The following is a 7,160-nucleotide window of genomic DNA, read 5'->3' as shown; positions in this document are numbered from 1 at the left end:
AGTCGCTCTGACAGCCCTCATGCGAAAGCTCATCGAACTGGCCAACGCACTCGTCCGACAAGACCGAGAATGGACGCCAAAAACAGCTTGATCAAGACGGATACTCTAAGAGCAGCCAGTGAATTGCCGATATCGTGTTAATCCACATTCAAAACTGACCCAACGCGATCATTCCAATCGGAACACCCAATTGGGTATGCCTGATCGCTACCGGCGCGGCAGATCCTGTGCGCAGAATACCAAAGCTTCACACCACACAAAAGAGCCGCCCCATGAGAATAGGGACGGCTCAATTTAAAACCTCACGTAGTTCACTACTACTCTTCGAAGGGCCTAAGATTATTCATCGTTTCAATCATTGATGTGGGCTCCTCCACAGCTGCGGCAGCCTCTTCGGGCGCCGGCCATGCTTTGCCAATGCGGATTGCGGTCATGCCATTTGGAGCCAGCACTACATTGTTGCCGACGTAGCCCTTCATGAACGGTACCCACACTGTTTCAGCGTCTTCAGATGCGCGGAACGGTGCGTAGTGAAACCCCATCTTGTAGCGCGGGTTGCCATATTTCAGTGCGTTGTCAGGTCCTTGATCCAAGGTGCTTTCAATTGAAAACAGCTCGTCAGTCTTACCGCGGTGCAGCAATTGTGTGCCCTCGTGTTGGCCGCGATCCTGCAAGAGCCCTGCAACTTTGGCCATGTCGTCCAATGTAGGATACCAACCCCAAGCCATCATTGGTTGTCCCTTGTCGCTACCCTCTTCAAAGGTCATTCCAATGGGGGCATTATGAATGCCGATAGGCTCGAACACCTCTTTGGCGATCATGTCCCAAAGATTGGCGTCATCGCCTTCCATGGATTTCAGGAAGTTTTCCATTGCCACGCCAAGCGCGAACATGTCGCGATCACGGTAGCGCGCCACGAGGCCAGGCCCCCAAGGATAGTTGCCGACTTTGTTTAGCAATTCCACCTTGTCCGCCTCTGAACGCGCCCGATACCATTCGTCGTACGACCCACCAAAATTGTAATCGGCATAAAAATCGTTAGGGTTGGCGTCGAACTCCTCCCCCCCTAGGCCCGTTGCCATATTCAAAGCGTTGCCGAACGTCACATCCTCCCAGCCGTCATGCGGCGGATCGATGTCTAAGTAGTCAAGCAGCTTCAGTTCATAGACCCAGTCGCCATATTTCTCAGCCAAGCGCAACATGCCCACGCCGGGTCCGACCGATTTTGTCACTGACCACACACCGAACCGCATGCGTGTAGGATAGGGATAAGGGCCTTCGGAGGTTTGTGACGGCTGGTAATAGACCACATCGTCTTTTACGAGCGCGTGCATAACAACCCACTCCTCGCTCGTATCCCCTTCGAAGCCGCTGACGGCGTTTGCGGTGTCCCCAGTGGTCAATTCACTCCAAGGCTTCAATTCGAGTCGATCTGCAAGTTCTGCCGCGTATTCTTTACTGATCTGCGCGTAACTGGCGGCATCAGCGGCTTCATATTCTGCTGGAAGTGCGCCCCATGCTTTGAAGTGCTCAGGCACGTAATAGGGAGCAGTCTGCTGTACAATCTGAAATCGGACATCTGAAACCTCGCCATCTTTATAAGCAAAGGTCGCGACACCGTTATGGGTGTCCTGCTCCAGCCTGTTCATCAGTGCGAATGGAAACGACGCGCGTGACCATCCGTCATCCTCTGGTTCCGACCAGACCAGCCCCGGCTGCACGATAATTTGCCAGAAACTATCTGTCTCTGTCTGACCCGGTGGCGTGATGACGTCTTGGGTTACCGGAACCAAGTCACCCTCATGGGAAAAAAATTCGAGCGTGACGCCTGGGAACAATTGCGCATCCCGACCCATCACCTGACGATACTCTAGAGCCGGAGCCATTTGCATTTCGGTCGCGGATAGTAAGAGCTGTCCGTTAAACGGTTCGATCGCCGCGTTGCTGGCTTTCGTCGGCATGAAGGCTTCATTTTGAAGAAGCTCTGCATCTGTCCCCTCTGTAAGCTGTTTCAACGTTAAGTCAGTTTGCGGCGTCTCTGCAAAGGTGATTTGCGTCATTAGCCCAAGCGTTCCAATTGTTGAAACGATCGTGCTTAGCGGTGAATGATGCACTGCGACTCCTCCTTGAGTTGTTTATTTATAGCATATTGAAGCATTCTACTGACTTGTGCAGAATGGGCTCAAGCTAATCAGCCTATCAGACTAGCTTCAACCGACATTCACCAATCGGCCTGCTGTCGCGCGGGGAACCCGGCGGAGGGTTACGTGTTGGTGACTGAACTATTTCTGGAGTCCGTCATGCCGTCATCTCAAGCCGCTCCGTCTGATCTGCAAAAAGATGGCTGGATCACCGTGGCCAAGCGCACGTGGGCCGAGGGTACCGAAGATCACATCAGTCTGATTGCGGCGGGGTGTGCCTTTTACGGGCTTATGGCGATCTTTCCCGGTATCATAGCCGTCATGGCCATCGCAGGCTTTTTCATCGACCCTGAAACCATAGTCGATCAGGCAAATACGCTGGCACGCGTCATGCCGCAGCAGGCAGCCCAGATCGTGATCGATCAGGCCCGATCCGTGGCGGGCGGCAACAGCGGCGGGCTGACCCTGGCCGCGATCTTCGGTCTGCTAACGGCATTCTATTCGGCAACCGCAGGAATGCGCAGCCTGATGGAAGGTTTGAACGTGGCTTTCGACATCACCGAAACCCGGGGCTTTTTTAGGGGGATGGCGGTGCGGGCCGTGCTGACCCTCGGTCTAATCGTGGGGTTCTTGCTGATCGTTGGTGTGCTGGTGGTGCTGCCGTTAGTGCTGACTTTCCTCATCTCGGGCGGCGCGTCCGAGGTCATTATGACTTGGCTGCGCTGGCCCGTTGTACTGCTGATCGTGATTGGTGGCCTGGCGATCCTTTATCAATTCGGCCCGAACCGGGACGGCCGCGCATGGCGCTGGATCACGCCCGGCGCAATGGTGGCGACCATAATCTGGATCGTGGGGTCTGTGGCCTTCAGCTATTATGTGCGCAGCTTCGGCAGTTATAACGAAACCTTCGGCGCTTTGGGCGGCGTGATCGTTCTGCTGCTGTGGCTGTGGCTGTCGGCCTATATCATTTTGCTCGGAGCGGAACTGGACAGCGAGATGGAGCGAGTGGCCAAACGCACCCCGGATGTACCCCGTTCCGGCAAGCGCAAGGCACCGCGCAAGAATGCATTCCGGTCCGTGGACAGCGCAGGTTAAACCGGCTTGCACCTGCGATGAACCAGATGGCGGACAACGCTGGCCTGTTTTATATTGCGTGGGATTTGACCCGGTGTGGTTGGAACGTGATGCACCACGGTGAGAAGTGCTCGCGGCGATGATCATGGGATCGCTTAGCCTAGCCAACCCACGTTCGTTGCAATGCGCAGAACCCGACCTCGGCATCAAAGCTGGGGTCTCTCAACGGGTTGATTTTACCAAAAACCATGACCTGGCACCTCAAAATGATCAGGCAAGAAAACGAGGTTTTTTTTGCCGATGCGGCCCAGCGACCTCAATGATTGTGGAACCAGCCCTTTGAGAGTAATATAACCCGGTAATGTAATCTATGTCAGGAAACGACATGAGTTCACGGGTTTCTTTCCTCTCTACAAGTTTTCACCCATGCTGATCGGCTATGCACGGGTTTCCACCCATGATCAAAACCTCGACCTCCAGCGTGATGCGCTCGAGGCAGCTGGCTGTGAAAGGGTCATTATCGACAAGACGTCGGGAGCGGCGTCTGCCCGCCCCGGCCTGGCGCAGGTGAAGGACATCTTGCGCGCCGGCGATACGCTTGTCGTCTGGCGCTTGGATCGCCTTGGTCGTTCACTGCGCGATCTGATTGACTGGGTCACTTATCTCGATGAGAGCGAGATCGGTCTGCGCTCGCTGCAAGAGGCGATCGACACGACGACCCCAACCGGAAAACTCACCTTCCACATCTTCGGGGCACTGGCCGAATTCGAGCGCACCTTGATCCGCGACCGTACACAAGCCGGTCTGACAGCGGCCAGAGCTCGTGGTCGCAAAGGCGGGCGCCCTCAGAGTCTTGATAGTGATAAACGCGCACTCGCGGTGCGCCTTTATGAAGAACGCCAAATTCCGGTCGTCAAAATCTGCGAGATGATGAGGATATCCAAGCCCACGCTATACAGCTACGTCCGCGCTGCAGACCCAGCAAAGAAGAGATAGGTCGATCCAACCTGAAGGTGCCAGAGCCAAAATATCAAGTAGGCGGTTAACCTTATATTGACCACGAGTCCTCATCGGCGGCCTGCCACTTATTTGCCTATTCCGTGTCAAGTGGGCGTCTTGATTGTGACGCATTGGGGCGTAAAACTGATCTGGAAGGTATGATCTTGAGCTACAATGAGGTTCGTTGGGATATTCAATGTCGTCACGGTTCAAGTTATCAGAGCTGGCACCGATCATCATTATCGATGATGACGACTTTTTTCAGGTTGCTATAGAAAAAGTGCTTCGGAGCCAGTTCGGCGTTCAGACGATTGTCGTCTGCGCCGCGGCCGAAGAGGCTATTGCGCAGCTTACCAGTGGGACCCGTTTTGGTCTCGCGCTTGTCGATCTGAACATGCCAGGGATCGACAACAAACAGCTGCTCGATACCTTGAAGGCGGCACAGCCAGATATCCGCCTTGTAGTGTTATCGGCATCCCGGGCTCATGAGGATATCCTCATGGCGCTTTCGGCAGGGGCGCAGGGCTTCATCAACAAGGGATTGGGCATTGGCGAAATGGCGGCAGCACTTCAGGAGATCACAGACGGCGTAGTTTATGTTCCTCCTTTCCCACTGCAGTCAGATGAGCCCGAAACAAAAACCGCATCGGTGCCACTTTCCACACTGACGCCCCGCCAGTTGGATGTGCTGCGCCTTATTGTTGCCGGAGAGACGAACAAGGGCATCGCGGAGGCGCTTGATATCAGTCACAGCACGGTAAAGTTCCATATTTCTCGTATTTTCCAGACTCTGGGGGCTTCAAATTGAGTCGAGGTAGCGACACTCGGCGCCCGGATGCTCAAAGAGAATAACTGAAAGCGCCGCACCCCTCCCAGCGCTCTCCTATAAGCGTCCAAAATCAACTGCCTAGGCGCTAGGTCTAAGCCTTGCTGCTATCGGTTTAAATGCCGCAGGGGCACTTGGCTGATGCCAGCCGTTTGCGATCTGTTCGCAGGCAACGATTTTGCACGTGCTGCACCCGACACGAAGACCGAAGAGCCGACCTTGGTTCCGCGTATGAAAGTCGCCCCACGACCTGCGATAGCTGATCATCCGAAGAGCGCGCCAAACAGCCCTTTTCTCTTGTCGGGAATTTGCGGGTCGGGCAGGTCCTCCTGCCGTTCCTGCATGAAGCTCCAGACTTTGGGCGCGATGTCGTCGATATTGCGTTTGAGCGTGACGACGTTACCCGTGATCTCAGGGTGCACATCGATCCAGTCGATGATGCCCGAACGGATCTGAGCATCTGCCAGCGGGATTTCTTCGCGCAGATTGCGCGTGACCTGCGCGGCCTCCGTTGCACCCACCTTTTCAAGATGATCGGCCATCACGCTGATACGGGCCGCGCACTCGTGGTTCAGAACCGCCCCCAGAACGCCGTTCTGGCCTGCGGTGCAACGCCGCCATATCAAGGCGCTGATGACAGCGTCAACGGTTTCGTTGTGCTCATCGGCTGACATCAACGCCTTTTCGATGCGGCGGAGCGCGACGGGATCGTCGCCCTCTAATAGATCATAAAGATTTTCTGACATCTCATCATTATAGCATGATCTGGCCAAAAGCACTACTTGGATGATAAAATGCCGTCTAGACCTTTATAAAGTGCCATCTATTGCGACCGATCAAGTGGGGGCACTTGAGGAGGATGGCACGCGACCCCAGATGCTCCGATGGCAATAACCCAAGAAGGCGGTTGGTTTGTCATAAGTCAGGTATCTTTTGCCCAGATTTTTTTAAAAGAGTCAGTCAGTGTCTCGGTGATTTATGCGATAGGCCTGCGCATCGGCGACTGGCGGCTGACAAAGTTCGATGGCACGGTGGTCGAGGGAATCAAAATCGCACCGCGCAGCGGAATCGCGATAGACAGCGCTTCCATCTATCAATGGCTGACCGCGGCCATTGCATGTTTTTTCCACAAGCCAAAATGAGAACGGCGGTGCGAAAGTCGGCCACGGTAGCGGTGGGATGAGCCTGCTGCGGGCGGCGTAAAAGTCGTCCACCTTTACCCTTTCTGGTGACAGGGAGGGCGGGAGGATTTTCACTGTGGATTTGCATCGGAAGGTTCGGCTGGCCTGTGCTGAGGGCATGAGCCAGCGTGAGGCGGCGCGGCATTTCAACATCTCGCGCGATAGCGTAGCCAAGATGATGGCGTTTTCGGTTCCACCTGGATATCGGCGGAAGGCGCCGGTCAAGCGACCGAAGCTGGATGCCTTCACCGGGACATCGACGGTTGGCTGGACGGTGATCGGGAGGTCCATCGCAAGCAGCGGCACACGGCGAAGCGGGTGTTCGAGCGGCTTCGTGNCCAAAGCTGGATGCCTTCACCGGGATCATCGACGGTTGGCTGGACGGTGATCGGGAGGTCCATCGCAAGCAGCGGCACACGGCGAAGCGGGTGTTCGAGCGGCTTCGTCACGAGCACGGGTTCACCGGCGGCTACACGATCGTGAAGGATTACATGCGGCAACGCGAACGGCGCGGCCGCGAGATGTTCGTGCCTCTGGCGCATCCGCCCGGTCATGCCCAGGCCGACTTCGGCGAGGCGGTGGTCGCTATCGGCGGCATTGAGCAGAAGGCGCATTTCTTTATCATGGATCTGCCGCACAGTGATGCCTGCTTTGTGCGAGCCTATCCGGCAGCCACTGCCGAGGCTCGGGTGGATGGCCCCGTTCACGCTTTCGCGTTCTTCGGCATGGTGCCCGCGTCGGTCCTCTACGACAACGACCGCTGTCTGGTTGCGAAGATTCTTCCTGATGGAACGCGTCAGCGGGCCACGCTCTTCAGCGGGTTCCTGTCGCATTAGTTCACCCTGAACAACGATTTCAGTCGTTGATTTGAAGTCCCTGATGTTGCCCTTCACCGTGCATGAACCCTCGGAGCACTGTTATCAGCCAGACGAACTGGCA

General features: G+C 55.7%; 6 protein-coding genes and 1 pseudogene. 5 read left to right on the top strand and 2 right to left on the bottom strand.

The features are described 5' to 3' along the window. Nucleotides 1–317 precede the first annotated feature (317 nt). Complete coding sequence (locus V8352_RS20910; RefSeq protein ID WP_336426201.1) at nucleotides 318–2,060, bottom strand: serine hydrolase; 1,743 nt, start codon at nucleotides 2,058–2,060, stop codon at nucleotides 318–320. A 294-nt stretch (nucleotides 2,061–2,354) separates the two neighbouring features. On the opposite strand from V8352_RS20910, the gene V8352_RS20905 reads away from it, so the two are divergent. The 3 genes from V8352_RS20905 to V8352_RS20895 all read left to right on the top strand — a co-directional run bounded on the left by V8352_RS20905 (nucleotide 2,355) and on the right by V8352_RS20895 (nucleotide 5,022). After that, nucleotides 2,355–3,236 carry a YihY/virulence factor BrkB family protein gene (locus V8352_RS20905; RefSeq protein ID WP_336426200.1) on the top strand — a complete coding sequence of 294 codons (882 nt, stop codon included), beginning with the start codon at nucleotides 2,355–2,357 and terminating at the stop codon, nucleotides 3,234–3,236. Nucleotides 3,237–3,641: 405 nt separating this feature from the next. Then, nucleotides 3,642–4,211 carry a recombinase family protein gene (locus V8352_RS20900; protein ID WP_336426199.1) on the top strand — a complete coding sequence of 190 codons (570 nt, stop codon included), beginning with the start codon at nucleotides 3,642–3,644 and terminating at the stop codon, nucleotides 4,209–4,211. A 199-nt stretch (nucleotides 4,212–4,410) separates the two neighbouring features. After that, entirely contained in the window at nucleotides 4,411–5,022 is a 612-nt protein-coding gene (locus tag V8352_RS20895) for a response regulator transcription factor (RefSeq protein WP_336426198.1), read from the top strand. Between the two features lie 281 nt (nucleotides 5,023–5,303). On the opposite strand, the gene V8352_RS20890 is transcribed toward V8352_RS20895, so the two are convergent. Then, a complete protein-coding gene (locus V8352_RS20890; RefSeq protein WP_336426197.1) occupies nucleotides 5,304–5,786 on the bottom strand; it encodes a hypothetical protein in 483 nt (160 codons plus the stop codon). Between the two features lie 138 nt (nucleotides 5,787–5,924). Here V8352_RS20890 and V8352_RS20885 point away from each other — a divergent pair, with 138 nt between their 5' ends. After that, on the top strand, nucleotides 5,925–6,182 hold the full coding sequence (locus tag V8352_RS20885) for a hypothetical protein (RefSeq protein WP_336426196.1): 258 nt from the start codon (nucleotides 5,925–5,927) through the stop codon (nucleotides 6,180–6,182). A gap of 157 nt (nucleotides 6,183–6,339) precedes the next feature. Continuing rightward, nucleotides 6,340–7,054: pseudogene (locus tag V8352_RS20875) on the top strand (hypothetical protein); the annotation flags it as partial. Nucleotides 7,055–7,160 lie beyond the last annotated feature (106 nt).

Source organism: Roseovarius sp. D0-M9, assembly GCF_037083805.1.
GTDB lineage: Bacteria > Pseudomonadota > Alphaproteobacteria > Rhodobacterales > Rhodobacteraceae > Roseovarius.
This window is presented reverse-complemented; position numbering and strand designations above follow the sequence as displayed.

Coding starts and splice junctions, on each gene's coding strand:
- V8352_RS20910 (WP_336426201.1), bottom strand. CDS start 2,060: ATGACGCAAATCACCTTTGCAGAGACGCCGCAAACTGACTTAACGTTG.
- V8352_RS20900 (WP_336426199.1), top strand. CDS start 3,642: ATGCTGATCGGCTATGCACGGGTTTCCACCCATGATCAAAACCTCGAC.
- V8352_RS20890 (WP_336426197.1), bottom strand. CDS start 5,786: ATGTCAGAAAATCTTTATGATCTATTAGAGGGCGACGATCCCGTCGCG.
- V8352_RS20895 (WP_336426198.1), top strand. CDS start 4,411: ATGTCGTCACGGTTCAAGTTATCAGAGCTGGCACCGATCATCATTATC.
- V8352_RS20885 (WP_336426196.1), top strand. CDS start 5,925: ATGGCAATAACCCAAGAAGGCGGTTGGTTTGTCATAAGTCAGGTATCT.